We start from the raw sequence: 26,758 nt of genomic DNA on the forward strand, positions 1-26,758 counted from the left end.
TATTTTTAGGAGGTTTCTATTATGATGCCATCATTATTTTTAGCACATGGTTCACCAATGCTCGCAATTCAAGATACAGATTATACACGCTTTTTAAAAACACTTGGAGAAACATATAAACCGAAAGCAATCGTTATTTTTACCGCTCATTGGGAAAGTGAAATATTAACGATTTCCTCATCAGATAACGAATATGAAACAATTTATGATTTTGGAGGTTTTCCTCCTGAATTATACGAAATCAAATATCGTGCGAAAGGCTCTTCTCATATCGCATCTATGTTAGAAACAAAATTTAAAAATAAAGGTATTCCAGTCCATCATAATATGACGAGAGGTTTAGATCATGGCTCATGGACACTCCTGCATCGCATGTATCCAGAAGCAAATATTCCTGTCGTACAAATATCAGTAAATCCATTCCTTCCTGCAAAAGAACAATTTGAAATTGGAGAAGCATTAAAAGGACTTGGCCAAGAAGATATTTTAGTAATTGGCAGCGGCGTTACTGTTCATAATTTAAGAGCTCTGAAATGGAATCAGACTACACCTGAAAAATGGGCAATTGAATTTGATGATTGGATTATTAAACATATGCAGGTTAACGATAAAGATGCATTGTTTAATTGGGAGAAAAATGCTCCTCATGCACAATTAGCAGTACCAAGAGCAGAGCATTTTGTTCCTTTATTTATCGCTATGGGCAGTGGTGAGAATAATGGAGAAGTCATTCACCGTAGTTACGAGCTCGGTACGTTAAGTTATCTTTGTCTCCAATTTTAATGAAAAAGGATGAAGCGTATATGGCTTCATCCTTTTCCTTTTTTCATTCACCTTTTTAACTAACTTCCAAATGTCGTTTCTCTGATGCCTCTTCGTTCTTATTATGAAAATACACCCAAATACACGCAATAAACAATAGTGATGATGTAGAGAAGAAAACATATTGGAAGCCTGCATGAGCTGCAATTTGTCCCCCAAGCACTGGACCAATCATATTTCCTAAAAATTGAAACGACTGATTATACCCAAATATGCGTCCCGTAACATGGGTTGGTGTATGTTGTTTTAGTAGAGTTTGTACGGAAGGTAATAATCCTGCTTGTGCGATACCCAATAAAAAGCGAAGAATTAATAGTTGCCACGCTGAGGTTACAAAGGCTTGCGGAATAAAGATAATTCCTGCAGCAAACAATGCTACTACTAAAGTTTTTTGAGGACCTATATGATCTGATAATCTTCCAAGTCTTGGCGCTGCCAAAATAACTGCTAATCCTGTCGCAGACATGACTGCCCCTGCAATCATTTCGATATGAGATGTTCCTGGTCCTTCCAAATTCTTTACATACAATGTAATAATCGGTTGAATTGACATATTCGCAAGTTGAATAATAAATGTTGTGACAAATAAACTAATAATTAAATTCTTAGCTGGGACCATCGTCCATACTTTTTTCGGCTGTGCTTTTTTTGCCTTGGCAGAATGATTTTCTTCATGTAGGAAGAAAAAGACGATGAGAAAGGAAAGAAATAAAAAAGCTCCTGTAACAAGAAAGACATGGCGCATTCCAATTAACTCAGACAAATAGCCTCCAAGTAATGGCCCAAGTAAAGAGCCGCTCACGCCACCAGTTGAAATTGTGGAAATCGCCCAACCTGAATGCTCTTTCGGAGTTTCAGCAGCAATAAATGTCATCGCCGTTGAAAGGAAACCAGATACTGCTCCCATCAAAAATCTTAGTGCGACAAGTTGATACACATCCGTTACAAACCCCATAAGCGTCATAATAATCGCCATACCAAGGCTAGCACGAATAAGCATCAATTTCCGTCCATGTATATCACCAAGCTTTCCCCATATCGGTGATACGATCGCACCCATTAAAAATGTTACACCAAATGCAAGTCCCGACCACTGTGCAATACTAGAAGTGCCAGTCACCCCTAATTCCTCAATATAAAAAGATAAGAAAGGAATTACTAAACTCATACCGGCTGCAGTGGTAAAACAACCTAGCCAACAAATCATTAAGTTTCGTTTCCAGCTGGCCATTTTCACACCTTCTTTCATTCGATACCCATTCTACACCCTTTTGTGTAAAAAGTTTAGTAATTTGATTTATATGTAAATTCAATTACTAAACCTGATATTTCCTAGCAAAAACCACTGAATTTCCACATTGTTTTCATAATAAAACCAACTCCCAAATATGGAGTTGGTCAATTATCTTCTATCGGTATTAAACGCGCATTACAACTTCTCTCATAAAATTCAATCGGACCTGCTTGTCCAATAATTGCATATTCATATCCCTCTTGCTTCATATGATATAAACAATGATGCAACAATCCTTTTCCTACACCTTTCACACGATTTTGTTTCGCTGTTCCCATCGGACCGAATAATCCTTTCTTTCCTCTCACTACATCGTAACAAGCAAAGCCTACTATCGCTTCTTCTTGCTGTGCAATATAGATGGGTACCTTTTCTTTATATGTTCGAAATCCATAATCTATCGAATGTAACCAACGTTCTCCAAATTCGTCCTTAACAAACCTTGCTAATTTTTCAAAATCTGAAGAACTAGCTCTTCTAATAGTACAAACTAAATTATTATAAATCGAAACAAAGTTTTTTAAATCCACCGCTAAATCTCTTGGTTCAGCTGTAATTTTTAATACATCTTTTTGCATTTGTGTATGTATAAATTTATCAATAACTGTACCTACACGAAATAATGCATATATAACATGCCCTTCATTTATTAATCCTTGCCGAAAACGTTCCATACGTTTCTTCGCGATTTGTAAAATTTCTATCGTCTTATAAGATAATTTATATTGTCCTATTTTTATATACTCTTGATCATTTAAATCAAATTGGTTTTGTAACAAATGTTCTTCTACAAAATCCGTACCCACGTTACGAAACAAATACATATATAACTCACCACAAACTCCGGTACCTTCTTTACACATACCGATGAACAGATGCATTGGTTGAATTATATTATACTTAGTCTCTTCTGCTGCAACCTCAAATATTTTATGAACACGTTTTGTAAATTGAAATTCATACATATGTCTCTTCTCCTAATAGCTTAGTATCGAATCATAACCATAAATAATAGAAACAATTATCCCAACTACCAATATCCCTGGAAGTAAATTTGCAACCTTAATTTTAATAACACCAAGTAAGTTTAATCCGATGGCAGATATCATAATACCTCCCGTAGCTGTCATTTCCACTATAAATTGATTCATTAATTCTTTCGGGACAACACTATTAATTTGTGTTGCAAAAATCGCAATACCACCCTCATATAAAATAACTGGAATCGCTGAAAATACTACGCCAATCCCTAGAGTTGTCGTTAATATAATAGAAATAAATCCATCGATAATCGCCTTTGTGAATAAAACATCATGATTTCCGCGAATTCCACTGTCCAATGCACCAAGTATCCCCATCGCGCCAATTGCAAAAATTAAAGTAGCTGTTACAAAACCTTCTGATATGCTTCCTTTCCCTTTCGATCCAACTTTATTTTCTAGCCAATCCCCTAAAAGTTTTAACTTTTCTTCTAATTGCAACCATTCTCCGATTACCGTACCAATCACTAAACTTAGTATCACGACAAGAAAATTTTCACTTTTTAATGCCATTTGAAGTCCAAGCACAGTAACCGCTAAACCGATTGCATGCATGATCGTCCCTTTCATACTTTCTGGAATCGCACTAAATAATTTACCAAGTAAAGTACCAAATATAATACAAACCCCATTTACAACTGCTCCTAATATAACCATTTCTCATTCTTCACCCTTCGAATTCTTTATTTCTATATTTTGGTTTATACATTGCTTTATAGGTTACCTATATGTTAACTTAATATTGTGAATATTAACAAATGATTTCTACTACATCCCCCGTAATTTTTATAACTATACATAGACCGATAACTTACTTTTAGTAGATACATCGTTAATCTAATTGCGGGATAAACTCAAAAGGGAAGGTATTTATGAAAACTTTACTAAAACGATTTTTGTTAATAGCCTTTTTCATTACACCAATTGTTTTATTAATCAATTACTCTTTTATTTCAAAAGCGAAAGACAAACCCGATTTGCAAAACAAATCTAGTAAAACAACTTCAAAAAGCGAAAAGAAAATAGAAGACCCGGAAATTACACTCACCTTCTCTGGTGATACAATGTTCGATTGGCAATTGCGCCCTATAATCGAAAAAAATGGGGCAGATTATCCATTCCAACATGTAAAAGAAGAAATCACAAAAGCTGATATTTCTTTTGTTAATTTAGAGTCAGCATTTACAACGAGAGAAAAGAAAGCACCTGGGCAGCTGTTTTGGATTAAAAGCGATCCATCTACACTACAAGCTATTAAAAACACTGGATATGACATCGTAAATATTGGGAATAACCATACACTTGATTATGGGCAAGAGGGATTATTAGACACTATCTCTCACGTAGAAAAATTAAAGTTCCCTTACATTGGGGCCGGAAAAAATGCAAAAGATGCATATACAGCACGAGAAATGACCGTAAAAGGGAAAAAGTTCAAATTTCTTTCCTTCGTTCGATTTATGCCTGATTCTAATTGGGTAGCTGGTGAAAATAAACCTGGCGTTGCAAACGGATATGATCTAGATCTTGTAACAAAAACGATTCAAGAGCAAAAGAAAGATGCTGATTATGTAATCGTTTATATGCATTGGGGCGTTGAAAAATCAAATCGCCCAGTAGAATATCAAAAACAATATGTACCTAAAATGGTCGAAGCAGGAGCTGACGCTATTGTCGGTAGTCATCCGCATTGGCTACAAGGATTTGAGTATTATAATAAAGTTCCTATCGCATACTCGTTAGGTAATTTTTTATTCCCGAGTTATGTAAGTGGAAAGAGTGCCGAAACAGGCGTATTGACATTAACATTTAAAGGGGAAGATGTCCAAATGTCATTTAACCCTTACATCATTCGCAACAACCAAGTTTCTCCTGTAAGTGAAGAAGAAAAGAAAAAAGCACTACAATATTTACAAACAGTTTCAACTGATGTAGAAATTGATGATACTGGGAAAATAATTAACAAACGTAACTAAACAACACTAGATCCATTTCTCTGTAACACACATTACAGAATAGGTGATGAACATGCTGAAAGACTTATTAGAAAATGTAAGTTTGTTAGAGAATATTTATAAAATATCTATAGCTATTCTACTTTTATGTTCAGTTTTTTCTGTTAGACTTCTAAAAAAAATAAAACGAGAACGAAAACTTACTACCTTTGAATTCACTATGTATGTAATCATTCGTATTGCGATACTCTTTTGGTTAACTAGCTTTATCCTTCTTGAATATGGAAATTATTTAGTTTAATTGTAAAAAAGATAGAACAAGCAGCGTTTCCCTTGCTTGTATCTATCTTTTTTATTTTAATTACAATTGGATGCTAACCCTTTCCTTCTATTTAAATAAGCAAATCAAACAAAACAGGATTTTTATTAAGCTCCATAAATTGAATATTATTTTCTTTAAAACGAGTAATTAATTGCTCATAATCTTCTTTATGCTTTAACTCTACACCGACTAGCGCTGGACCATTTTCTTTATTATGTTTCTTAATGTACTCAAATCGAGTAATATCATCTTCTGGACCCAATCCCTTATCAAGAAACTCTCTTAGCGCTCCAGATCGCTGCGGAAATTCAATGATAAAGTAATGTTTTAGTCCTTCATAAATGAGCGAACGTTCTTTCATTTCTTGCATTCTATCAATATCATTATTTCCACCGCTCAACGTACATACAACTGTTTTTCCTTTTATTTCATCCTTGTATAGATCAAGTGCTGCAATAGAGAGTGCACCAGCAGGCTCTGCTACAATTGCATTTTTCTTGTATAATTCTAAAATTGTTGTACAAATTTTCCCTTCTGGAACTAATACGATATCATCGAGTACGTCTTTACAAGTTTCAAAAGTCAATTTCCCCACCTTTTTTACGGCCGCTCCATCAACGAAACTATCAATTTTCTCTAAAGCAACATTTTCATTTTGAAGAAAAGCCTCTTTCATAGATGCAGCTCCCAACGGTTCTACACCAATTACTTTTGTATTTGGACTTACCCCCTTCACATATATACCAGTACCCGAGGCTAATCCACCACCGCCAATTGCGGTAAAGAGATAATCAACTGTCTTATCCATATCATGCATAATTTCAACAGCTACCGTTCCTTGCCCTGCAATCACATACGGATCATCAAATGGATGCACAAATGTCATCCTATTTTCCTCACAATAGCGCTGCGCCTCTTGGAAAGCACTATCAAATGTATCACCAACTAACATGATTTCTGCAAAGCTACCACCAAAAAATTGAACTTGTGACACTTTCTGTTTTGGCGTTGTTGTTGGCATAAAGATCTTCGATTGAATATTTAATAAATTGCACGTATATGCAACTCCTTGTGCATGATTACCAGCACTTGCACATACAACACCATTTTGTAATTGATCTTTTGACAAGCTTTGAATTAAATTGTATGCACCCCGAATTTTGAAAGAACGAATTACTTGCAAATCTTCTCGCTTAATATACACCTCACATTCATATTTTTCAGATAAAACCTTATCTCGTTGCAAGGGCGTTTTCATGACGATATCCTTCATACAATTATGAGCCATAAGGATATCTTCAATCTTTACTCTCTCCTTCACATTTTGCATCATCTCACATCATTCCTCATCTCTTTTATATTGGCTCAATCAAAGTTTGGGATTTTCAGAACAGCCCCTGTATTCGCCGATGTTACCATTTGTGCATAACGTCCAAGCCATCCAGTTTTCACTTTTGGTTCTGGTCGTTTCCATTCTTTTCTACGTTTCTCCAATTCTTCATCACTCACTCTTACTTCTAACAAACGCTCTTCAACATCAATACAAACGATATCCCCTTTCTCAAGAAGAGCAATCGTTCCACCAGCAGCCGCTTCTGGTGAAATATGTCCTACCGAAATACCACGTGAAGCTCCAGAGAAACGTCCATCTGTTAAAAGTGCTACATCAGCACCTAATCCCATTCCAGCAATTGCTGATGTTGGTGCTAACATTTCTGGCATACCAGGTCCGCCCCTTGGTCCTTCATAACGAATAACAACTACATCTCCTTTCTTCACTTTCCCAAGCATAATTCCAGCGAGTGCCTCATCTTGTGAATTAAAAATAACGCAAGGTCCTTCAAATCGTTTTACCTCGGTTGCTCCGCTTTTAATAACCGCTCCATCTTTCGCAAGATTTCCTTTTAATATACGTAAGCCCCCCTCTTCACTATGAGGGTTTTCGAGAGAATGAATAACTTCCTTATCTTTAATCTCTGCCTCAGCAATATTTTCTCTTAACGTTTGCCCAGTAGCAGTTATTCGATCAAGGTGAAGTACCCCTTCTTTTCGGCTCATCTCTTTCAAAATTGCACTAATCCCGCCTGCTCGATCGATATCTTCCATATGCCAATTAGAGGCTGGACTTACTTTACATAAATGCGGTACACGTCTTGAAACTGCATCAATGCGGTTCATATCGTAATCTAATCCAGCCTCTTGTGCGAGCGCTAATGTATGCAACACTGTATTTGTTGAACCGCCCATTGCCATATCAAGCGCAAAAGCATCATCAATTGCCTCTTCTGTCACGATATCTCTTGGCTTAATATCTCTCTCAATTAAAATTTTCAATTTCTCTGCTGCTTGTTTAATTAGCTCTTCACGTCTTGGATCAATTGCTAAAATACTCCCGTTACCAGGAAGCGCTAAACCTAACACTTCACATAAACAGTTCATAGAGTTCGCTGTAAACATACCCGAACAAGAACCACAAGATGGACAGCCATGATCTTCAATATCCTTTAATTCTTCTTCTGAAATTTTCCCAGATTGGTAGGCTCCTACCCCTTCAAAAACAGAACTTAGGTCAACTACTTCCCCCTTAGAAGTTTTCCCCGCTGCCATCGGTCCACCTGAAACAAACACAGTTGGAATGTTAATACGAAGAGCCGCCATCATCATACCTGGTGTAATTTTGTCACAGTTTGGGATACAAATCATGCCGTCAAACCAGTGTGCATTTACAACCGTTTCTACTGAATCTGCAATAATTTCACGACTCGGAAGCGAATAACGCATTCCGATATGTCCCATCGCAATACCGTCATCTACTCCAATTGTATTGAATTCGAATGGTACCATACCTGCCGCACGAACTGCTTCTTTTACAAGTTTCCCAAACTCGTTCAAGTGCTTATGTCCTGGAATAATTTCAATAAAAGAATTACAAATCGCTATGAAAGGTTTATCAAAATCTTCATCTTTCAAACCAGTTGCTTTTAATAAACTACGGTGCGGAGCTTTATCAAAACCTTTTTTAATCATGTCACTTCTCATCTTGTCAAATCCCCTCTTACGTATTTTTTCTCTTACATAGTCTATTTTTTAAAATAAAAACTCTCACCTCAGCAATCAACTACTACTTAATAGTAGCTTTGATTGCTGAGGCGAGAGTTTCGCGTTACCACTCAGCTTCCTTACACTTCTCACGAAATATAAGCTCTGTAGGTCCAACCAGACCTCCGTCCTTTTACCGGAGACGATGCCGCCGCCCTCTACTCAGTTTCCCTTTCGCAAGCGATGCTCCGAGGTGATATTCAATGATTCGATAGTTACTACTCTCACAGCCTTGGAGTAGCTCTCTGAAACAATCATAATCATTTACTTTCCTCTTCTTTGCATATATAAAATATGAAGTCTGAAAATTCTTAATTAACTTTTATTTATTAAACGTATTATAGGACTTTGTTCTTTTCATTGTCAATATATTTTTTTAATTTTTTTGAAATCTCAATTCACATACTAAACAGTTATTTGTTTTTTCCCAAAACAAAATCGGAATGAACTTCTTACACATACTCATATATTACTTAAGTATGTTCGCGTTACTACATAAAGAAAAACAACTTAAAAACATATAAATTTATGAGGAGATGAGAAAACTATGTTAAAAGGAAAAATAGCATTAGTTACAGGAGCAAGCCGAGGAATTGGACGTGCTATCGCAAAACGTTTAGCAAACGACGGTGCATTAGTTGCTGTTCATTATGGTAATCGAAAAGAAGATGCTGAAGAAACTGTTCATGAAATTCAATCAAATGGCGGCTCAGCTTTTTCTATCGGTGCAAATCTTGAATCATTACACGGTGTAGAAGATCTTTATAGCGCTTTAGATACTGAATTACAAAAACGAACTGGTGAAACTAAATTTGATATTTTAATAAACAACGCTGGAATTGGACCTGGTGCTTTTATTGAAGAAACGACTGAACAATTTTTTGATAGAATTGTTTCAGTAAATGCAAAAGCACCATTCTTTATCATTCAACAAGCACTACCACGTTTACGTGACAATAGCCGAATTATTAATATTTCATCAGCTGCAACACGCATTTCTTTACCTGATTTTGTTGCGTATAGTATGACGAAAGGCGCTATTAATACAATGACTTTTACGTTAGCAAAACAGCTCGGCGCACGAGGAATTACTGTGAATGCAATTCTTCCAGGCTTTATCAAAACAGATATGAACGCAGAACTCTTAAGCGATCCAATGATGAAACAGTATGCTACTAACATTTCCGCTTTCAATCGATTAGGTGAAGTAGAAGATATTGCCGATACCGCTGCATTTCTTGCTTCCCCTGATAGTCGCTGGGTTACTGGACAATTGATTGATGTGAGCGGAGGATCATGTTTATAAAAAACATATATTTTCAAATCTTTTTTATTGCGCAATAAAATAATTTATATAATACTATATAAAACATATATATTTAGGGGGATTACAGCAATGTCCGAAAAAACATACGAACTCGCAACCTTCGCAGGCGGTTGCTTTTGGTGCATGGTAAAACCATTTGATGAACTTCCTGGTATCCAAAAAGTTATTTCTGGCTATGCAGGCGGTCATATAGAAAATCCAACATACGAACAAGTAAAAGCTGGAACATCTGGACACTTAGAAGTTGTACAAATTACATTTGATCCTTCTATTTTCCCGTATGAAAAATTATTAGATTTATATTGGCCACAAATCGATCCAACTGATGATGACGGACAATTCTTTGATCGTGGTCCATCATACCGCACAGCTATTTTCTATCATAACGAAACACAAAAAGAGCTTGCAGAAAAATCGAAGCAAACTCTTTCAGAAAGCGGTATGTTTAAAGATCCTATCGTAACTGAAATTCGTCCTGCTGCACCTTTTTATGAGGCGGAGGACTATCACCAACATTTCTATAAAAAGAATCCAGAGAAATATGCTGCCGAGCAAAAAGAATCTGGCCGTGAAGATTTTATTAAAGAAAATTGGCAAAAAAAATAATAAAAACGCATCGTGCTTTCTTTTAAAAGTTCGATGCGTTTTTATTTCTCAAAAAAATACCATACAATTAAAAGTACAATTGCTGTTAATGTCCAAAGTACTATCTCGTTTTTCACTCTATTCTTTTTATTAGTCATTTCATTCTCTCCTTATAGCCATTAAACATATTCAAGATTTCTTTTGTTTGATTGTCCACTTGATGAATGTAAATAAATCCTTACTTATTCTTATAAGAAGGCCACCTATTATTCCGATTGCAATTGAAATTACTAACATCTGCCCAAAACTAAGAGAAGTTGTGTATGTTATGTAGAGAACGATACATACAAGTGAAAAATCTGGTAAAAAAAGCAAAATCTTTTTAAACATTTCTTCTCCTCTCCTAACTAGGTCGTCTACTGTAGCTTTGAAATAAAATTTGTTCAAAAATGTAACATATACCCTCATTTAATGAAAAAAGAATAAGAACCCATTTTGAAAAAGAATTCTTATTCAGCAGATATAAGCTTGATCATTTTATACATATCTTATTCCATAATTACTCTTGAAATAGAATAATATTACTGACGATTTATTGGAATTCACATATTTTTATTCCCCATCAACAACTATGTAAAAGAACAAAATGGTTGGATCATCCAGTCGTTAAAAACTAATTACCCGACAGTCGGATACCTCGCCAGCTCCCTACATCACATTGGCCATATTCATTATTACCCACTGCTACAACCGTTCCGTCTGATTTAAGACCGACTGTATGAGCACAACCCGCCGCTATCGCTACAATATCGCACCAATCACTTACATTACATTGGCCATACTCATTCCAACCCGTTGCTACAACCGTTCCGTCTGATTTAAGACCGATTGTATGATTCGTGCCAACCGCTATCGCCACAATACCGCGCCAGCCACTTACGTCGCATTGGTCATGTTTATTATTACCCACTGCCGTTACCGTGCCGTTTGGTTTAAGACCAACTGTATGAAGATAACCAGCCGCTATCGCCACAATATCGCGCCAGTCACTTACATTGCATTGGTTATACCGATTATTACCTACTGCTGTCACATTGCCGTCCAATTTAAGACCGACTGTATGCCAGTCACCCGCTGCGACCGCTACAATATCACGCCAGCTGTTTACATTGCATTCTCCTTCTTTGTTTCGCCCCACCGCTACTACCGTTCCATCCGATTTAAGGCCAATGGTACGACGCCACCCCGCCGCAACTGATTCAATATTATCCCATTCGTTTACATCACATTGGTCATGCTTATTCCAGCCCACTGCTATCACAGTACTGTCAGATTTTAGACCGATTGTATGAGCATTACCCGTGTTAGTCGCCATATGAACATTACCCGCTGTGACCGCTACAATATCACGCCAGCCACTTACATTGCATTCTCCTTCTTTATTTCGCCCCACCGCTACTACCGTTCCATCCGATTTAAGGCCAACAGTATGACAACGACCCGCCGCTATCATATCTTTAGGACACCGCTTCACTTTTAACACCACTTCTTTCAATAAAATGTAATCCATGTTTTGCTTTCTTGCGCATAAACAGCTGTATCATAATAGGTATTTTTATCAAATTTCATTATAAATGATCTGACTTTTTATAAATATATCTCTATAAAAAACCTATTACTATTTCTTCAAAAAATAAAAACCTCTAGCTTAAGCACTAGAGATTTTCTATTTATTTCTTCAATCTCTCAATAAAATCGTTCAATTTATCAAGCGATTTCATATTATGATTACAAGCTACACCATCTTTACAAATATAGTTTCCTTTTTTAACGAAAGTTCCTGGTACATCACCTTTAATTTCAACTAAAAACATTCCTACTTCTTCATGCCCGTGACATAATGAACAAATGCTTTTTTTATTTAAACTTTGAAATGTTCCTTGCAGACCAACAAACTTATTTTCATCATTTTTCGCTATAATAAATTTCCTGCTTGATCCTTTGTCAATCCAGCTTAAATAAGATAATTCTTTCATATCTAGTTCTTCCATATCAGGAAGCTTTAATTTTTTCGCCTTAGGAAATAATTTTTTTAACGTTTGTGCTGTAACTTCCTGAAACGGAATTACATACGGATTTATTTTCAGTAAAAACGATTCTGCATCTTCTCTATTTTTAACTGTTAATACCGTATCAATTAACTCTTTCTGTTCATCCGTTAAATTCTCAAATACATGTATTATTTTTTCAATTGCAAGTGATTTTAACGCTTGAATTACTCCTCTATCATTTGCCGTCGCATGTCCATTTGCTAAAATATAAGCTTGTGACTTTATAAAATTATATTGATCACTTCTAATAAAAGCTTCCATCTTTATCACTCCATACAAATTGTTGATCTAGTTTTATTGTATACAATGATTAAGTTTTTTGATATGTAAAAGATAACTTAGAAATGAAAATTACATACACTGATTATTTTCTACCGATTCATTTCCTGACAAAATAATCCATCATCTGCTTTCCATTCCGCATATAGTACATCCTCAAATTTAGTAATCCCTTTTTTCTTTATTTGTTTATAAAGCCACCCTTCATCAAAACCTGCTTCTCTCAAATTATCCTTAACAACTATCCCATCACTAATTAATGAAATCGGTAAGTATACAGGCTTATGTTTTAAACTTAAATCATTTATAGTGGGAGATTCGTATTTACTTTTTTTCAGAACACTTATGTTTCCATTAGGTTCCAAAACCATATATTCAACTTCTCGGATTGAAAATATATCTTTTTGTTGTCTTAGCATTTGTTGTAATTGGTTAATATCCAAATGATTTGAACTTAGTTGTTCCCGGTCAATATATCCGTTACGGATAATGATTGAAGGTGATCCTTCAAAAAAGCTTCTCGTTCCTCTAAATTTTTGCGTTATTACTTCTATTGCATAAATTAACACTACCCATACAAGTACTGCATATAAAATAGACCATATTTTTATTTCCGGATCATATATAGTATTTCCAACAAGTTCTCCAAGAACAATAGCAGAAATAAAATCAAAAGGCGTTAGCTGCGATATTTGTGTTTTCCCTAATATTTTAGTAGCAATCAATAGAATAAAAAAACCAAAAAACAGTTCTATCGTTATTTGTCCAAGATGATTCATAGTTGTTCACCTTTCTGTAATATGAAATATAACGTTTTAATCCCCATTCATACTTCTATACGATTCATTTTTGCTATTATCATGCCCATTCCTCCCCCATATATCCAATACGTACAAAACAAAAAGAGCCTGATTCAAAATAATATATGAACCAAACTCTTTTACTTTTGTTTATTTAGAATACACAATCTTTTTAATCGTTTCTCCAGAAAGAAAATATTCTTCTGCAAGTTGCTGAATGGCAGTTCCACTTTTAAAAGCATCTTTTATTGCTTTATTTCTTTCATCCAGATGTTTTCTTCCACCAGATCGCGTACCCCATTTATAATGTTGCGTTTCTTGTTTTGGAATGTAAATTGTTTCACCTTGTATATACTTTTGAATTTCAGCAATTAAACTTTCCGGTAAAACAGTCGCAGCTTTTACGTATTTCATTTCTGCTCGCCCCTTATTTTTTATGGTTCATTTCAATAAGGTGCAAAGCCAAATATAAAAAATGATACGAGCTCATTTTGGCGATTAATCGTATATTACTTGTCTACCTCACACAAAGTATCGCCATTTCCATACTTGGCTTTGCATGAGACGTTGCAGTGTCTGGCAATTGAATTGTAATCGCCATATAAACACCTCCTAATATACCTTTTGATTTCATTTTATTATATGATAAATTCCCACTACTTGCATCTTCATACTTTTTGAAGCAACAATTTACGCAGTTTGATATAATACTTTTTAGTTCAATCAAAAAGTATAGTGAGGTTGCATTATGAAGAAGAAATTAATCATTACAATAGTTACACTATTCATTATTACTATAACATTATTCGGAACATACAAATTAATGAACGCAAGAAGCTTTCAATTATTTGGTGAGCTGACAAATCGCATTGAAACGAACGAAAAGATAGTTGCCTTAACTTTTGATGATGGTCCTACAAAAAATATCGAACAAATATTACCGCTTTTAGGTAAGTACAATGCGAAAGCTACTTTCTTTGTTATCGGAAACGAATTAGAAAATAATTTATCATTAGGTAAAGCGATTGTTCAATCTGGACATCAACTTGGAAATCATACATATTCTCATAATAGAATGGTTTTCAAAACACCTTCTTTTATTAAAGAAGAAATAGAAAAAACGAATTCATTAATCCGTCAAACAGGATTTACAGACGAAATTGATTTTAGGCCACCTAACGGTAAGAAGCTAATAGGGCTACCATACTATTTAAATCAAAATAATATCGAAACGATTACATGGGACCTTGAACCTGATACTTTTTATAAATCTGCCGCTGATAAAATTGACTACGTCAATAAGAATATAAAACCTGGTTCTATTATTTTATTGCACTCTATGTATGGTGAATCTAATGAAAATTTACAGACCATTGAAGGTATTTTAGACTCTTTATCTAAAAAGGGTTATCAATTCGTAACAGTAAACGAATTGCAAAAAAGAGCAAAATAAAAAGGTAGCGTATCATACCACGATACGCTACCTTTCTTATTAAATAATTCCAAGTACATTTAGGAATACGATAATAATCGCAATTGGTGCAATATAGCGAAGTAAGAATAACCATAATACGAATAATTTATAGCCTTTATTTTTACTTATACCAAGCTCTTTCATTAATACATCTTTCTTCATTTTTAAAGGAACAAAGATGGAAACTAATAAAACTCCAAGTGGCATTAGTATGTTACTAACCGTATAATCTGCTAAATCAAAAATTGTTTTTCCAAATGGTTTCACATCGCTTAACAAACCGAATGATAATGCTGATGGTACCCCAACAACGAAGATTAATAATCCAACGATTAAAGCCATTTTTTCACGTTTCCCTTTACCTTTTGCAGTTAAAGATGCAACGCTAATTTCTAACATCGAAATTGCTGATGTAATAGTAGCAAAGAAGAATAGTAATAAGAAAACGATGAAGAATAATTTTCCGAACGCCATTTTACTGAAAATAGCTGGCAATACGATAAATAATAGCCCCGGCCCTTGAGATGGTTCCATTCCAAATGCGAATACAACTGGGAAGATCGCAAGTCCTGCAAGTAATGTAATAACAAGCGTTAAAGCTACGATTGAAAATGCCGAACGTGGTAAACTTTCTTCTTTCGGTAAGTATGAGCTATACGTTACCATTACTGCTACACCAACTGATAGTGAGAAGAACGATTGCCCCATTGCATATAAAATAATTTCTGACGTTACATTTGAGAAATCAGGTTGTAAGAAGAAACGAACTCCTTCTCCAGCACCGTCTAATGTAAGTGCACGAACGATTAATACAAAGAATAAAACGAATAGTGCTGGCATGAAATATTTATTTACTTTTTCAACACCATTTTGTACACCTTTACTTACGATAAAAATAGTAATAAGGATGAATAATAGCTGTGATCCAACTGCTAAATATGGATTGGAAATGATTTCACCAAACGTAGCTTCGTATGCCCCATTTCCTTCCCATAGTCTACCTGTAATTGCATTCCATAAATATAATAAAATCCAACCTCCTACAACGCTGTAGAAAGAAAGTAATATGAAACAAGTTACAATCCCCAATTTACCTAACCACGGCCATAACGTTTTAGGAGCAATCTCTCTGTACGCATCAACGGCCTCTTTTTGTGTACTTCTTCCAATAACGAATTCAGCTAATAATAGCGGTAATCCAATTAATAATGTGAAACCGATGAAAATAAGGAAGAACGCACCGCCCCCTCCAATGCCGGCCATATATGGGAATTTCCAAATCGCCCCAAGACCAATTGCTGAACCTGCTGCAGCTAATACGAAACCTAATTTCGATGTCCATTGCTGTGAATTCATCTTTTTATCTCCTCTCTTTTTCTATTTCTTTTTTCGTTATAATCTGTCTATGTTCATATCGTTCTATTACCACCCCGATCTAATACAACCACTTCCCTTCAACTAAAAAACGCCCCTACGTAAATACGTAGGGACGACAAAAATATCGCGGTACCACCCTAGTTATGAAGATACAACAAAAGTAAGACCTAAATAAAAAACGCCCCTACGCAAATACGTAGGGACGATAAAATATCGCGGTACCACCCTAGTTATGAAGCCACAACAAAGTTAGGACCTAAATAAAAAACGTCCCTACGTAAATACGTAGGGACGATATATATCGCGGTACCACCCTAGTTGTGAACAAAATCTTCACCACTTTATTTGATAACGGTATGCACTACCGTCTTTCATTTCCTCACGATGTGAGATTTATGAAAGATGCTCCAGGACGAACTTCATGAATAATCTATATACTGATTCACACCAACCATCAGCTCTCTGAAATAGGGAGATTTTCACTACTATACCCTTTCATTGCTCAAATATTATTTTCCGAATTGATTACTATCATTTTTATCATACATTAAAAATAGTGTCAACTGATATTTTGAATTTTTATGTAGTACATTCTATTTAATAATTCAAAATATGACTTTTAAATGAATAGTATTAGAACATTTATGGTTTATACTGTATTAACTTCTCTAACAGGTTTATAGTAGTATACGATAAATGCAAGGTAGCATGAGTAGGAGGAACAAATTTTGTCTACGTCAAAAGTTTTAAAAGGTACCGCTTTATTAAGCGGTGCCACAATGATTTCACGAATTTTAGGTTTTATATACTTCTTTCCTTTTCAATTATTGGTTGGAACGCAAGGGGTTGCTTTATATGGGTACGCATACTCTTGGTACGGTATTTTATTAAGCTTTTCAACAGCTGGTATTCCTATTGCCGTCTCCAAATTTGTTGCAAAACATAACGCGCTTGGTGATTATAGTACAAGTAAAAAATTGTATAACTCGAGCGTAAAATTGATGCTGTTTATGGGCTTTTTAGGATTTTTAATTTTATTTATTGGAGCACCATACATATCACAATTTATTATTCGCTCGAAAACGCCAGATCCACAATTTATCGCCGACGTAACACTTACGATGCGAGCATTAAGTTTCGCGCTTATTATCGTACCAGCTATGAGTGTTACACGTGGTTATTTCCAAGGTTTTCAACATATGAAACCGAGTGCTGTTTCTCAAGTCGTAGAACAAATCGCACGTGTCGTTTTCATTTTAGTTGGTAGCTTCATCGTCTCAAAAATATTAGGAGGTTCCGTAGCCTCTTCTGTTGCAGTTGCTACGTTTGGCGCTGTTATCGGGGCACTTGCCAGCGTCTCTATTTTAATGCTGTACTGGAAAAAGTATAACGGATTAAAGCCTCCCGAAAGTGAATTAAAGTCAAGGGCATCCGATATTCCATTAAAAAATATTTATATGGAATTACTTCGATATGCAATCCCAATTGTATTTGTCGGTATTGCAATTCCGCTCTATACGTTAGTAGATCAATATACCGTAGCTGATGTCCTTAGAGCGATGGGAGAGCCTTTAGAAACAGCGAATGCAGTTTTCGCTTATATAACGAACTATGCACAAAAATTGATTATGATTCCAGCTTCACTTGCAACTGGATTCTCGTTAACGATCATTCCGGCTATAACGAAATCTTACACAAGCGGGAAACTAGAAGAATTACAAGATCAAATTTCAAAGATATTCCAAGTATTGTTATTCTTCACTATCCCAGCCGCATTTGGTCTTGCTAGTATCGCTTACGATGCATTCCGCATGGTTTATGTAAATCCTGAAATTGCACTTGGTGGATCACAATATTTAATTTCATTTGCACCGTCTGCTATATTAAGTGCGATTTTCACAGTTTCAGCAGCTATATTACAAGGAATTGATTATCAAAGAAAAACAATGATTGCATTCTCAGCCGGTATTCTCGTTAAGATTTTAGTGAACACACCGCTCTTACATTTATTCGGTGGACATGGTGCTGTACTTGGAACAATTCTTGGATATCTCGTTTCAAATATTATTATGCTGTACTGCATCGTTAAGTTTGCGAAATTTAAAATTGGCGAAACAGCAAAAACAGTACTTCTTATTACAATTTACTCCGCAGCAATGTCTGCTGTTGTAATCGCATTAAGAATATTTATAAGTTGGATTATTCCTGGCCAATCTTATATAGAATCACTAATTATTGTATTTATATGCGCCGCAGCAGGAGGACTTGTTTATCTATTATTCGTATTAACGAGTGGACTTGCTTCGCATATTCTCGGTAATCGTATTCAACGTTTACCTGTATTAGGAAAGTTAGTAAAATAAAAAGAAGAGATGTNNACATCTCTTCTTTTTATTTTGCATATTGAATATGTTTTTGTTGCTCAGCAATATTTAGTTCTGGAGCATGGTGTTCTACTAAATGTAATGCCTCTTTTATTAACATTTCTAACTCCTGCACACTATACTCCGGTTTCTCTATCAACGTATTCGCCATACGCTCATATAAGTTTTCAGGCTTAATACTCATTCGTTCCACATTATGCGGCATCCATTTAAATGCAGGATGATGCACGTACATTCGGTTCATTCCAAACAAGACACCAAATATATTCCTTTGCACTTCACAAATAACATCATAAAGCATAAGCCAATCTTTTCGTTTCAAAAGTGCCTCTCGATTATGCCAACGATTGCTTAACCAAAGATTTTCTGAAATCATCCGTTTCGCTAGTTCTTCTGGATACACCGCCACTCTATCTTTTAATTCATTCACTTTCTTTTCTCCATACAAACTCACACCATCATGAACGGATGATACAATACATTGTTTCTCATAATTTATATCATAATGTTCTACAACTTCTGAAATAACCTTTTCTACGGTCACTGTTAAAAAATTACTGATCTCTAGTTTAATTCCTTCTTTCGTCAAATACGTTTCCGACCATTCTTCTTCTTCGTAAGGATGATATGACAAAATAGTGCCACCAATATAGTTAATAGGCCCTTTACGATCCTCATCCTCTGGCGGCGCTGACCATAAAATATGTAATTCGATATCTGAATGTTCATCTTCTAACTTTCTAGCTACTGAACCTGCTAAAATAATGGATTCGATTTTCGAGTTTTGTCTATAAATCTCTGAAATTTCAATCGCTTTCTCTTTTAATCCCATTTCATTCCCCCCTAATACCGCAGTACTCTCCTCGTTTTTCATTTATCTATTTCGATATTGCATATTATATTACCTTTTCAAATTCACACTTAATCAAATTTCTACCCAATAACGCTGAACAATTTCGCCGGTATGAGAAGAAACTACTTCATTCTCTAACACACCGTCAACCTTTTGAATCGTTTTAGCAGAACCAATATTAGACTTATCACAAGTTATTAACACTTTCTGCAATCCTAATTTTTGCGCCTCAGCCAATGAGAGTTGCAGTTGCCTCGTAGCGTAACCTTGGCGACGTTTATTCGGATGGACACTATAACCGATATGACCACTTTCCAGCAATAATTCTGGATTTAATCGATGTCTAATATTCACAAAGCCTATAAGTTCCCCATTTTCAAAACTTAAAAATTGACTAGATGGCACTCGATTGGGTGGTAAGTTTTCACCTTCTTCTTGCGTACACACCTTTTCAAACCATTCATCAAGAGTATCAAAATTCTGTAAAGAGCAGCTGCCGTGTGGTTGTTCATTCACATGTAAAAATGCCTCTCGGTACTCCATAATTTTTTTGCTATATTCATGTGTTGGTTTTAATAGTTTCATCGTGCTTCCCCTCTCTTAATAACCTACAACAAACCCCTTAATAGCTCTATTTCACCATTAAGGGGTTTCTATCATTTTCTATCATTTTCATTCAAATAATCCCATACTCAAATAACGCTCACCTGTATCAGGTGCAATACATAAAACTTTTTTACCAGCGCCTAATCGTTTTGCAATCATAATTGCTGCGTAAACAGAGGCCCCTGAAGACGGCCCAACTAATAACCCCTCTTGTCTAGCTAAGTTTCTCATTGTCGTTAAAGCCTCTTCGTCTGCAATTTGAATAATTTCGTTATACACTTCTGTATTTAAGTTTTTCGGGATAAAACCAGGGCTTGTTCCTACTAATTTATGAGGACCTGGAACACCGCCAGATAAAACGGGTGATCCTTTCGGTTCTACTACCGCAATATATAAGTTTGGTAGTTTCTCTTTTAACGTTTCACCGGTTCCTGTAATTGTCCCACCAGTTCCCGCCGTTGCTACAAATGCATCAAGCTCTCCATCCATCTGTTCATAAATTTCGCGCGCAGTCGTATAACGATGAATATTCGGATTAGCTGGGTTTTCAAATTGTTGCGGAATGAAACTATTCGGTATTTGTTTTTGTAGTTCTAACGCCTTCGCAATTGCTCCTGGCATTCTTTGTTCTGCCGGTGTTAAAACTACTTCTGCTCCGTATGCCTTTAATAAATTTATCCGTTCTTTTGACATATTATCTGGCATGATTAAAATCGCTTTATACCCTTTAGCAGCTGCATTCATTGCTAAACCTATTCCTGTATTTCCACTTGTTGGTTCAATAATTGTATCTCCTGGTTTGATAAGACCATTCTCCTCAGCAACGTGCAGTAAATTATATGCAGCACGATCTTTCACACTACGCGATGGATTAAACATTTCCAGTTTTACATACACATCTGCTGCGTCTTTTGGAATAAATTTAGATAATCTGACGACAGGTGTATCTCCTATTAATTCTGTAACATTTTCACATAATTTCATAGCGCATCCTCTATTCTATCGTTTTCTTATCACTTGGTAGTAACCAAGAAGTAAGTCCAATTAATGGTAGACAACTACATAGTAACATAATGAATTGTAGACTATATATGTCCGCCAATTTGCCAAGAACTACAGATCCTAAAGCTCCGAGTCCAAACGCAAGCCCTACAATTAATCCAGAAACCATTCCTACTTTTCCAGGAACAAGCTCTTGCGCATATACAACAATTACACTAAAACTACTTGAACTAATAAAACCGATACATAAAAATAACGGTACTACCCACACGAGCGAAACGTGAGGTAGTAAAAGTGCAAGCGGTGCCGAACCTAGCATTGAAAATACAATAATTTTTTTCTTTCCAAATCGATCTGCTAGCGGTCCACCAAAGAAAGTTCCTAATACACCGGCAATCATAAAAGCGAAAACGAAATACTGTGCATTTTTTATAGATAAACCGTAATGCTCAATTAAATAAAATTGATAAAAATTCCCGATACCCGCACCGTACCAAGAACGTACAAAAGTTAAAAAAACAAGAAGTATAATAACAAATTTAATGTGCGTACTTACAATTGCATTTTTCGCCTCAAGTGCAGCCCTCTTTTTCCTTCTTACAGCGCCAGTCGCTAATTCATTTTTATACCAATTTGAAACAAAAAGTAACAATACAATTCCTACCGCTGCGAAAGCAGTAAAACCTAGAGAACCAATTTGACCTAGTGAAACGAAAATGAGCGCTGTAAAAATAGGTGCTAGCGAATTCCCAGTATTTCCGCCCACTTGATAAATCGCTTGTGCTAAGCCACGTTTGGCACCTGCCGCCATATAAGCAACTCGGGCACCTTCTGGATGAAAGACTGCAGAACCTAATCCAATAAATAAAACAGAAATAATAACAATAATAAAATTCGGGGCAAACGCGAGCCCAATCATCCCAAGCATACTCGAAAACATACCGAGCGGTAACAAAAATGGTGACGGCTTTTTATCTGAGTACATACCAAAAACCGGTTGCATAATCGATGACGTCATATTTAACGCGAACGCAATCCACCCTACTTGCATATAGGATAAATTCATCGTTTTTTCCAAAATAGGAAACAACGCTGGCACAACCGCTTGCATCGAATCATTCAAAAAATGTCCGAAACTAATCGCAAACAATATTCGATATATCGTCGGTGTTTCTACTGTATTTTTTTGTGAAACTGCCTGCATATATGAATCGCTCCTTCCTGTACAAAATATATATTTATTACAGTAGGTGTAATAAATTCTGACTTTTGAAACATTTCTATTCTATACTGGTTTCATTTCTTTTTCCAGAAATACAACTTCATACAAAAATATATTTTTTCTATATGCTTTATCGGATTTATTTGTAGAAATTTTCTATATTTTCTTTTATACTAAATCAAAGATGAAGGGAAGGATGACAACTATGCAGAAAAAAACAAAAGGAATCGTTGCACTCTCTATTACATTATCTATGTTTTTGACAGCATGTGGTCAAAAACAAGAGGCAACAACTACTGGAGAAAAGAAAAAGGAATCTTCAAAACAAGTATTAAACATTGTAGAATCTGGGGAAATTTCTACACTTGATTCCTCTATCGCAACCGATGGGTTTTCTTACGCTGCTTTAAACAACGTAATGGAAGGATTATATATGCCTGGACCAGATAACAAACCCGTGCCAGGAGCAGCTGAATCATACAAACTGAGCGAAGACGGAAAAACATATACATTTACATTACACGATTCAAAATGGTCAAATGGTGATCCAGTTACTGCTCACGATTTTGAATATGCATGGAAACGTGCCGTAAATCCAGAAACTGCTTCTGAATACGCACATATTATGTTTGATATTAAAAACGCTGAAAAAATAAATAAAAAAGAATTACCAATCGACTCATTTGGTGTAAAAGCAATTGATGATAAAACGTTAGAAGTGCAGTTAGAGCATCCTGTACCATACTTTTTAGGTTTAATGGGATTCGCAACATTTTATCCTCAAAATCAAAAGGTTGTAGAAGCACAAGGGAAAAATTACGGACTTGAAGCTGCAAATGTAGTTTATAACGGACCGTTCCAATTAAGTGAATGGAAACATGATACAAGTTACAAAATGACGAAAAATCCGAACTACTGGGATAATAAAAATGTAAAATTGAATGAAATCAATGTAAATATCGTAAAAGATACTTCAACAGCTGTTAATTTATTCGAAAGTAAACAAGTAGACCGTATCACAATTAATTCAGAGTTTGTTGATAAATATCAAAAGGATCCGAGTTTAAAGAAAATGGAGCGCCCTTCTGTGACATTTTTCCGATTTAGTCAAAAGAATCCTTTATTAGCAAACAAAAACGCTCGAAAAGCTATTTCGCTTGCTTTTGATAAACAAGGAATCGCAACAACGATTTTAAATAATGGCTCTATACCTGCGAATGCATTTGTTCCAAAAGGATTCGTAAAAGGACCTGACAATAAAGATTTTCGCACGACAAGCAATGTAAAAGTAGAAACAAATGTGAAAGAAGCAAAAAAACTATGGGAAACTGCGAAAAAAGAAACTAATTTACAAAACGCTTCTCTTTCAATCATTACAACAGACGAGTCTAACGATAAAAAAATTAGTGAGTTTTTAAAAGGTGAACTTGAGAAAAACTTACCTGGATTAAAAATCACATTGCAACCACTTCCCGTAAAAGCATTCTTAGATCGTGAAGAAAATGGTGACTTTGAAATTTCACTTTCTACATGGGGACCAGACTATCCTGATCCTACAACATTTTTAAATATGTTTGTCACAGACGGACCGTTTAATAAGATGAGCTATTCAAACAAACAATACGACGAATTAATTGAGAAAACGAGTTCCACTTTAGCAACTGACTTACCAGCACGTTGGAAAGCGTTCCAAGATGCAGAGAAAATATTACTTGAAGATGATGCAGCTATCGCTCCAATCTTCCAATCAGGGCTTGTATATTTAGAACGCCCAACAGTAAAAGGTGTTGTTATTCGTCCATTTGCAGGAATTTATTCTTATAAGTGGGCCTCTATTAAAGAATAAGAAAAAGGCGATCCTAAAACAGATTAGGACCGCCTTTTCTATTAAATAGCAAAACGCTTATACTTTTCGTAATCACTCGTCTTACATTCTAGTTCAATTTTTGTACCTTCGTTTTCATAACTCGTAGACAAAACGTGCGCATGATTGTTGAAATACGAAACTACCTGTCCTTGATCATACGGAATTAACATTTCACACTTCGTATACTCTTTATAGATGTGTGAGCGAATCATTTCTACAAGCTCTTCAATTCCAACATGTTTCTTCGCAGATAAATACACGCGATCTTCTTGTACTTTCGGAATTTCAACATCTACCATATCTGATTTGTTATAGGCATAAATCGTCGGGATATTTTCTACTCCAATTTTCTTTAACGTTTCATTAGTAATATCAATTAACTGTTCATAATTTGGATTTGCATAATCTACAACGTGAATAAGTAAGTCTGCTTCCGCCACTTCTTCTAGCGTTGAACGGAATGCTTTCACAAGATGATGTGGCAATTTGCTTACAAATCCAACTGTATCTGTTAATAAAAACGATTTATTATCTGGCAAATCAATATTTCGCACAGATGTTTCTAACGTCGCGAATAACATATCTTTTTCAAATACTTGTTTTTCTACAGTACCATTAAAGATTTCAAGCATCGCATTCATCGTTGTTGATTTCCCTGCGTTTGTATATCCAACTAATGAAACAACAGGAATTTCATTTTTCTTTCGTTGCTTTCGCTGCGTTTGACGCTGGGCAACAAGCGCTTCTAAATCTTTATTTAAAACTGAAATTTGTTCTTCAATTTTACGACGGTCTAACTCTAATTTCTTCTCACCGACACCTTTATTTTTTGTACCAACGCCCCCACTCTGTCTTCCTAACGATTCACGAAGACCGATTAAGCGAGGCATCATGTACTGGAGATGAGCCACTTCTACTTGCAACTGCGCTTCTTTCGTTTTCGCACGTTGCGCAAAAATATCTAAAATTAAAATGGTACGATCAATAACTTTACAATCTAAATCTTCTTCTAAATTTCGGATTTGTGAAGGAGATAATTCATCATTAAAGATGACCATATTCGCATCTATTTCATTTACATAAGCTGCTACTTCTTCAATCTTTCCTTTTCCAATATAATGCGATGGATTTACTCGTTGTAAATTTTGCGTCACTTGCCCCATTACCTCTACATCACAAGCTTCTGCAAGATTTGTTAATTCTTCCATCGAATACGCAAAATCATCTTCATTACCTAAATTTACTCCAACTAAAACTGCTCTTTGTAATAATTCTTCCATATATTTATTCCTCCATTTCGATTACGCAAAATAAAAAACACAGGTCACTGCCTGTGTTTTCGTAAACGGATAAGGGTTCACCAAAGAAATAGAAGAAAGCTATGCTTTCATCCTATCTCATAGTCAAAAGTCCCAAGATAATATACGTATCCACAACAAGTGTGCACCTATACGATCCCATTCTATTAATAAAGGCAAAACAAAAAGAGGGCGTATTCGTCCCTCCCTCTTTTTCACATATAAGCTTAATAAAGGGTTCCTTTAAAATAGGCAGACCAATCCCGTTCACTCTGTACACAGACAGAGCCTTTGAGCGCTATTCAATTATTGGCACAAAGTATTGAGACGTAATCTGATTAAGATCAAAGGAAGCCCCTCCGTTCATTTTAAGTTACATAAAGTGTAGCATAAGTAATTTGCTTTCACAAGGTTTAACAACCTATATCACGCGAAAGAAAATCTTTATATTTTTACTTTAATCGTCATTTTTTGCGAGATCTTCTCACAATAAAAATAACAAAAGCAATGATCAATAACAGACCAATGGAAATGATAGAAACCTGCCACCAACTTAAACCGCCCACCATTTCACCTTTTAAATCCACTTTCTTCGTTGGAATAGACTCTTTTGCAATATGACCTAAAGCCACTTTGTCCACTTCTGCCTCATCTAACCTTTTCGTACCACTGCAACTATGTGTGAATAATTGTTTCTTTTCCCCTCTTTGAGAAGAAAACACTAAATATTCTCCTCCTTCTATAAAGTGATACACACAATCACCACCGTTTGTATATACAATAATTTGCGAAGAACTTGTCCCTTTCCAAATTTTCTTCACTTCAAATAATACTTCAGTTCCAATTCCCTCTTTCCTACCGACTTCAATTACTTTCCCCTCAAACACTACATCGTTTTTTTGAAATGCATCTTCTGCTGATACGTTAATACAATCACAAGCATAAGACTTATTTTGAAAAACAGTAAGAATAAAGCTACAAATAACGACAACAGGCAACATATGCAAAATTCTTTTCAAGGGGCTCAAATCCCTTCAGTAT

At 35.5% G+C, this 26,758-nt stretch carries 25 protein-coding genes and 2 other annotated features; of the genes, 8 read left to right on the plus strand and 17 right to left on the minus strand.

Going from position 1 to position 26,758, the window contains the following annotated elements; all coding sequences use genetic code 11:
* The first annotated feature begins 21 nt into the window (after positions 1–21).
* A complete protein-coding gene (locus COC96_RS03680; RefSeq protein WP_098768328.1) occupies positions 22–783 on the plus strand; it encodes a DODA-type extradiol aromatic ring-opening family dioxygenase in 762 nt (253 codons plus the stop codon).
* A 55-nt stretch (positions 784–838) separates the two neighbouring features.
* Here COC96_RS03680 and COC96_RS03685 read toward each other — a convergent pair whose 3' ends face one another.
* The 3 genes from COC96_RS03685 to COC96_RS03695 form a co-directional block, all read right to left on the minus strand.
* Positions 839–2,053, minus strand: a complete 1,215-nt coding sequence (locus COC96_RS03685) for a multidrug efflux MFS transporter (protein WP_098267436.1) — start codon at positions 2,051–2,053, stop codon at positions 839–841.
* A gap of 167 nt (positions 2,054–2,220) precedes the next feature.
* Positions 2,221–3,081, minus strand: a complete 861-nt coding sequence (locus tag COC96_RS03690) for a GNAT family N-acetyltransferase (protein ID WP_098768329.1) — start codon at positions 3,079–3,081, stop codon at positions 2,221–2,223.
* A 12-nt stretch (positions 3,082–3,093) separates the two neighbouring features.
* Positions 3,094–3,813, minus strand: a complete 720-nt coding sequence (locus COC96_RS03695; RefSeq protein ID WP_098267434.1) for a DUF554 domain-containing protein — start codon at positions 3,811–3,813, stop codon at positions 3,094–3,096.
* Positions 3,814–4,028: 215 nt separating this feature from the next.
* On the opposite strand from COC96_RS03695, the gene COC96_RS03700 reads away from it, so the two are divergent.
* A complete protein-coding gene (locus COC96_RS03700; protein ID WP_098267433.1) occupies positions 4,029–5,132 on the plus strand; it encodes a CapA family protein in 1,104 nt (367 codons plus the stop codon).
* A 52-nt stretch (positions 5,133–5,184) separates the two neighbouring features.
* Complete coding sequence (locus COC96_RS03705) at positions 5,185–5,412, plus strand: hypothetical protein (protein WP_097902139.1); 228 nt, start codon at positions 5,185–5,187, stop codon at positions 5,410–5,412.
* Positions 5,413–5,503: 91 nt separating this feature from the next.
* Here the strand turns inward: COC96_RS03705 and ilvA are convergent, their stop codons facing one another.
* Both ilvA and ilvD read right to left on the minus strand, forming a co-directional pair.
* The gene (ilvA, locus tag COC96_RS03710) at positions 5,504–6,766 is read right to left on the minus strand and encodes a threonine ammonia-lyase IlvA (RefSeq protein WP_098267431.1); all 1,263 of its coding nucleotides are present in this window, start codon (positions 6,764–6,766) and stop codon (positions 5,504–5,506) included.
* Positions 6,767–6,798: 32 nt separating this feature from the next.
* On the minus strand, positions 6,799–8,472 hold the full coding sequence (gene ilvD / locus COC96_RS03715) for a dihydroxy-acid dehydratase (RefSeq protein ID WP_098267430.1): 1,674 nt from the start codon (positions 8,470–8,472) through the stop codon (positions 6,799–6,801).
* 103 nt (positions 8,473–8,575) lie between these two features.
* Positions 8,576–8,821 (minus strand) — a binding site (T-box leader).
* A 258-nt stretch (positions 8,822–9,079) separates the two neighbouring features.
* On the opposite strand from ilvD, the gene COC96_RS03720 reads away from it, so the two are divergent.
* Both COC96_RS03720 and msrA read left to right on the plus strand, forming a co-directional pair.
* The gene (locus COC96_RS03720) at positions 9,080–9,838 is read left to right on the plus strand and encodes an SDR family oxidoreductase (RefSeq protein ID WP_098768330.1); all 759 of its coding nucleotides are present in this window, start codon (positions 9,080–9,082) and stop codon (positions 9,836–9,838) included.
* A gap of 90 nt (positions 9,839–9,928) precedes the next feature.
* Positions 9,929–10,465, plus strand: a complete 537-nt coding sequence (msrA, locus tag COC96_RS03725) for a peptide-methionine (S)-S-oxide reductase MsrA (protein WP_098768331.1) — start codon at positions 9,929–9,931, stop codon at positions 10,463–10,465.
* Between the two features lie 168 nt (positions 10,466–10,633).
* Here the strand turns inward: msrA and COC96_RS03735 are convergent, their stop codons facing one another.
* The 5 genes from COC96_RS03735 to COC96_RS03760 form a co-directional block, all read right to left on the minus strand.
* Entirely contained in the window at positions 10,634–10,834 is a 201-nt protein-coding gene (locus tag COC96_RS03735; protein WP_098768333.1) for a hypothetical protein, read from the minus strand.
* 283 nt (positions 10,835–11,117) lie between these two features.
* Positions 11,118–12,014 carry an RCC1 domain-containing protein gene (locus COC96_RS03740; protein WP_098768334.1) on the minus strand — a complete coding sequence of 299 codons (897 nt, stop codon included), beginning with the start codon at positions 12,012–12,014 and terminating at the stop codon, positions 11,118–11,120.
* 160 nt (positions 12,015–12,174) lie between these two features.
* The gene (locus COC96_RS03745) at positions 12,175–12,816 is read right to left on the minus strand and encodes a FusB/FusC family EF-G-binding protein (protein ID WP_098768335.1); all 642 of its coding nucleotides are present in this window, start codon (positions 12,814–12,816) and stop codon (positions 12,175–12,177) included.
* Positions 12,817–12,926: 110 nt separating this feature from the next.
* A complete protein-coding gene (locus COC96_RS03755) occupies positions 12,927–13,613 on the minus strand; it encodes a DUF421 domain-containing protein (RefSeq protein ID WP_098768336.1) in 687 nt (228 codons plus the stop codon).
* Positions 13,614–13,784: 171 nt separating this feature from the next.
* Positions 13,785–14,048 (minus strand): CD3324 family protein, encoded by a 264-nt coding sequence (locus tag COC96_RS03760; protein WP_097902149.1) that lies wholly within the window; start codon positions 14,046–14,048, stop codon positions 13,785–13,787.
* Positions 14,049–14,382: 334 nt separating this feature from the next.
* On the opposite strand from COC96_RS03760, the gene COC96_RS03765 reads away from it, so the two are divergent.
* Positions 14,383–15,087, plus strand: a complete 705-nt coding sequence (locus COC96_RS03765) for a polysaccharide deacetylase family protein (protein WP_098768337.1) — start codon at positions 14,383–14,385, stop codon at positions 15,085–15,087.
* Positions 15,088–15,126: 39 nt separating this feature from the next.
* Here COC96_RS03765 and COC96_RS03770 read toward each other — a convergent pair whose 3' ends face one another.
* Positions 15,127–16,464 carry a sodium-dependent transporter gene (locus tag COC96_RS03770; protein ID WP_098768338.1) on the minus strand — a complete coding sequence of 446 codons (1,338 nt, stop codon included), beginning with the start codon at positions 16,462–16,464 and terminating at the stop codon, positions 15,127–15,129.
* Positions 16,465–16,769: 305 nt separating this feature from the next.
* Positions 16,770–16,993: a binding site (T-box leader), on the minus strand.
* 220 nt (positions 16,994–17,213) lie between these two features.
* On the opposite strand from COC96_RS03770, the gene COC96_RS03775 reads away from it, so the two are divergent.
* Complete coding sequence (locus COC96_RS03775; protein ID WP_098768339.1) at positions 17,214–18,848, plus strand: putative polysaccharide biosynthesis protein; 1,635 nt, start codon at positions 17,214–17,216, stop codon at positions 18,846–18,848.
* A 28-nt stretch (positions 18,849–18,876) separates the two neighbouring features.
* On the opposite strand, the gene COC96_RS03780 is transcribed toward COC96_RS03775, so the two are convergent.
* The 4 genes from COC96_RS03780 to COC96_RS03795 all read right to left on the minus strand — a co-directional run bounded on the left by COC96_RS03780 (position 18,877) and on the right by COC96_RS03795 (position 22,534).
* Positions 18,877–19,701: a DUF4037 domain-containing protein gene (locus tag COC96_RS03780; RefSeq protein WP_098768340.1), complete on the minus strand. Its 825-nt coding sequence runs from the start codon at positions 19,699–19,701 to the stop codon at positions 18,877–18,879.
* Positions 19,702–19,794: 93 nt separating this feature from the next.
* On the minus strand, positions 19,795–20,307 hold the full coding sequence (locus COC96_RS03785; protein ID WP_098267420.1) for a GNAT family N-acetyltransferase: 513 nt from the start codon (positions 20,305–20,307) through the stop codon (positions 19,795–19,797).
* Between the two features lie 87 nt (positions 20,308–20,394).
* Positions 20,395–21,312: a cysteine synthase A gene (cysK, locus tag COC96_RS03790; RefSeq protein WP_098267419.1), complete on the minus strand. Its 918-nt coding sequence runs from the start codon at positions 21,310–21,312 to the stop codon at positions 20,395–20,397.
* A gap of 10 nt (positions 21,313–21,322) precedes the next feature.
* A complete protein-coding gene (locus COC96_RS03795) occupies positions 21,323–22,534 on the minus strand; it encodes an MFS transporter (protein WP_098768341.1) in 1,212 nt (403 codons plus the stop codon).
* A gap of 223 nt (positions 22,535–22,757) precedes the next feature.
* Here COC96_RS03795 and COC96_RS03800 point away from each other — a divergent pair, with 223 nt between their 5' ends.
* Entirely contained in the window at positions 22,758–24,398 is a 1,641-nt protein-coding gene (locus COC96_RS03800) for a peptide ABC transporter substrate-binding protein (RefSeq protein ID WP_098768342.1), read from the plus strand.
* 41 nt (positions 24,399–24,439) lie between these two features.
* Here COC96_RS03800 and hflX read toward each other — a convergent pair whose 3' ends face one another.
* Complete coding sequence (hflX, locus tag COC96_RS03805) at positions 24,440–25,699, minus strand: GTPase HflX (protein ID WP_098768343.1); 1,260 nt, start codon at positions 25,697–25,699, stop codon at positions 24,440–24,442.
* Positions 25,700–26,181: 482 nt separating this feature from the next.
* Complete coding sequence (locus COC96_RS03815; protein ID WP_098768344.1) at positions 26,182–26,736, minus strand: cobalamin biosynthesis protein CbiN; 555 nt, start codon at positions 26,734–26,736, stop codon at positions 26,182–26,184.
* Between the last annotated feature and the right edge of the window lie 22 nt (positions 26,737–26,758).

This window comes from Bacillus cereus, assembly GCF_002577405.1.
GTDB classification, from domain to species: Bacteria; Bacillota; Bacilli; order Bacillales; family Bacillaceae_G; genus Bacillus_A; species Bacillus_A cereus_AU.

What these genes read in the sequence shown, in the direction of transcription:
- COC96_RS03680 (WP_098768328.1), top strand. Translation starts at nt 22, where the DNA reads ATGATGCCATCATTATTTTTAGCACATGGTTCACCAATGCTCGCAATT.
- COC96_RS03685 (WP_098267436.1), bottom strand. Translation starts at nt 2,053, where the DNA reads ATGGCCAGCTGGAAACGAAACTTAATGATTTGTTGGCTAGGTTGTTTT.
- COC96_RS03690 (WP_098768329.1), bottom strand. Translation starts at nt 3,081, where the DNA reads ATGTATGAATTTCAATTTACAAAACGTGTTCATAAAATATTTGAGGTT.
- COC96_RS03695 (WP_098267434.1), bottom strand. Translation starts at nt 3,813, where the DNA reads ATGGTTATATTAGGAGCAGTTGTAAATGGGGTTTGTATTATATTTGGT.
- COC96_RS03700 (WP_098267433.1), top strand. Translation starts at nt 4,029, where the DNA reads ATGAAAACTTTACTAAAACGATTTTTGTTAATAGCCTTTTTCATTACA.
- COC96_RS03705 (WP_097902139.1), top strand. Translation starts at nt 5,185, where the DNA reads ATGCTGAAAGACTTATTAGAAAATGTAAGTTTGTTAGAGAATATTTAT.
- ilvA (WP_098267431.1), bottom strand. Translation starts at nt 6,766, where the DNA reads ATGATGCAAAATGTGAAGGAGAGAGTAAAGATTGAAGATATCCTTATG.
- ilvD (WP_098267430.1), bottom strand. Translation starts at nt 8,472, where the DNA reads ATGAGAAGTGACATGATTAAAAAAGGTTTTGATAAAGCTCCGCACCGT.
- COC96_RS03720 (WP_098768330.1), top strand. Translation starts at nt 9,080, where the DNA reads ATGTTAAAAGGAAAAATAGCATTAGTTACAGGAGCAAGCCGAGGAATT.
- msrA (WP_098768331.1), top strand. Translation starts at nt 9,929, where the DNA reads ATGTCCGAAAAAACATACGAACTCGCAACCTTCGCAGGCGGTTGCTTT.
- COC96_RS03735 (WP_098768333.1), bottom strand. Translation starts at nt 10,834, where the DNA reads ATGTTTAAAAAGATTTTGCTTTTTTTACCAGATTTTTCACTTGTATGT.
- COC96_RS03740 (WP_098768334.1), bottom strand. Translation starts at nt 12,014, where the DNA reads ATGGATTACATTTTATTGAAAGAAGTGGTGTTAAAAGTGAAGCGGTGT.
- COC96_RS03745 (WP_098768335.1), bottom strand. Translation starts at nt 12,816, where the DNA reads ATGGAAGCTTTTATTAGAAGTGATCAATATAATTTTATAAAGTCACAA.
- COC96_RS03755 (WP_098768336.1), bottom strand. Translation starts at nt 13,613, where the DNA reads ATGAATCATCTTGGACAAATAACGATAGAACTGTTTTTTGGTTTTTTT.
- COC96_RS03760 (WP_097902149.1), bottom strand. Translation starts at nt 14,048, where the DNA reads ATGAAATACGTAAAAGCTGCGACTGTTTTACCGGAAAGTTTAATTGCT.
- COC96_RS03765 (WP_098768337.1), top strand. Translation starts at nt 14,383, where the DNA reads ATGAAGAAGAAATTAATCATTACAATAGTTACACTATTCATTATTACT.
- COC96_RS03770 (WP_098768338.1), bottom strand. Translation starts at nt 16,464, where the DNA reads ATGAATTCACAGCAATGGACATCGAAATTAGGTTTCGTATTAGCTGCA.
- COC96_RS03780 (WP_098768340.1), bottom strand. Translation starts at nt 19,701, where the DNA reads ATGGGATTAAAAGAGAAAGCGATTGAAATTTCAGAGATTTATAGACAA.
- COC96_RS03785 (WP_098267420.1), bottom strand. Translation starts at nt 20,307, where the DNA reads ATGAAACTATTAAAACCAACACATGAATATAGCAAAAAAATTATGGAG.
- cysK (WP_098267419.1), bottom strand. Translation starts at nt 21,312, where the DNA reads ATGAAATTATGTGAAAATGTTACAGAATTAATAGGAGATACACCTGTC.
- COC96_RS03795 (WP_098768341.1), bottom strand. Translation starts at nt 22,534, where the DNA reads ATGCAGGCAGTTTCACAAAAAAATACAGTAGAAACACCGACGATATAT.
- COC96_RS03800 (WP_098768342.1), top strand. Translation starts at nt 22,758, where the DNA reads ATGCAGAAAAAAACAAAAGGAATCGTTGCACTCTCTATTACATTATCT.
- hflX (WP_098768343.1), bottom strand. Translation starts at nt 25,699, where the DNA reads ATGGAAGAATTATTACAAAGAGCAGTTTTAGTTGGAGTAAATTTAGGT.